At 64.0% G+C, this 1372-nt stretch carries 1 protein-coding gene; it reads left to right on the top strand.

The window, feature by feature from the left end; genetic code table 11:
- Positions 1 to 79 precede the first annotated feature (79 nt).
- On the top strand, positions 80 to 1117 hold the full coding sequence (locus AX708_RS15330) for an IS110 family transposase (protein ID WP_067490380.1): 1038 nt from the start codon (positions 80 to 82) through the stop codon (positions 1115 to 1117).
- The last annotated feature ends 255 nt before the right edge of the window (positions 1118 to 1372 follow it).

The following is a 1372-nucleotide window of genomic DNA, read 5'->3' as shown; positions in this document are numbered from 1 at the left end:
TGGGTGATGGGGTGGACGCCCCCCGACGGCATCGATGTGCCATAGTGGAGGTGTTGAACACCACTAGAAGGAGGCGTCCATGGCAGAGGTTAGCACGATTGGGTTGGATATTGCGAAAGCTGTTTTTCATGCGCACGGCGCTGATGCGCGCGGGCAGATGGTGTTCAGCCGGCGGCTGACCCGGGCGAAGCTGCTGGAGTTCTTCGCTACGCAGCCGCGGTGTGTGGTCGCGCTTGAGGCCTGCGGCGGCGCGCATCACTGGGCCCGCGAGATTAGCGCGCTGGGGCATGAAGTGAAGCTGATCCCGCCGGCTTACGTGAAGCCGTTCGTGAAGCGTTCGAAGAGCGATGCGATCGATGCCGAGGCGATCTGCGAGGCAGCCCAGCGCCCGAGCATGCGCTATGCCGCGATCAAGACCGAAGCGCAGCAGGCTGCTGGCATGGTGTTTCGCACGCGCGATCTGCTGGTGCGCCAGCGCACGCAGCTGATCAATGCGATCCGGGGTCATCTCACCGAGTTCGGATGGGTTGCGCCCAAGGGGCCCTCGCACATCAGCGTGCTGGCAAGCCTGCTTGAGGAAGGCGAGGAGATCGGCGCATCGCTGCCCAAGGCGGCACGCACGATGTTCCTGGTGATGACCGGCCAGCTCGAGCAGCTGAACGAACAGGTCGCGCTGCTCGACAAGGAGATCGCCACGCGTGCCCGCGAGGATGAAGCAGCCCGGCGGTTGATGACCATCCCCGGCATCGGGCCGATCACCGCAACCGCGCTGCTTGCTCTTGCCCCGCCAGTAGAGGGCTTTGCCAGAGGCCGCGACTTTGCAGCCTGGCTCGGGCTTACACCGCGACAACACTCAACCGGCGGCAAGGAGAGGCTCGGCTCGATCTCGAAGATGGGTGAGCGCACACTGCGACGGCTACTGATCATCGGCAGCAGCGCGGTGGTACTACAGGCCAGCAAGCGCGGCACCCCGCGCGGCTCATGGCTCGAGCAGATGCTGGCCAGAAAGCCGCGCATGCTGGTCACGGTCGCGCTGGCGAACAAGACTGCACGGATCATCTGGGCGGTCCTGACGAAGGGTGAGGATTACAAGGCTCCGGTCGCGGCAGCAGCGTAAGCTGAGGCGGACCAGAGGTCGTCGGTAGAGGTAAGAGATCGAAGGAGGGTATGGCACCACAGTCGGCGAGACGGGACCGGAAAACCAGTGCTTCCCACAGTGCCTTAGAGCACGCCTGGGTGATGTGGATCCGGTTCGCGAACTCCCATACGGGCCAGCGGCACAGCGCCGCGAAAACAGGCCGGACAGATGGCAGCATCCGACTACCGCCAAGACCCGAATTTACTCTTGCATCTTTCGGGGCGTCCACAGATG

Origin of the sequence: Erythrobacter sp. CCH5-A1 (assembly GCF_001557115.1) — a bacterium.
Lineage (GTDB): Bacteria > Pseudomonadota > Alphaproteobacteria > Sphingomonadales > Sphingomonadaceae > Erythrobacter.
The sequence above is the reverse complement of the archived record's forward strand: the minus strand, read 5'-3'. Positions and strand labels throughout refer to the sequence as shown.

Coding starts and splice junctions, on each gene's coding strand:
- AX708_RS15330 (WP_067490380.1), top strand. CDS start 80: ATGGCAGAGGTTAGCACGATTGGGTTGGATATTGCGAAAGCTGTTTTT.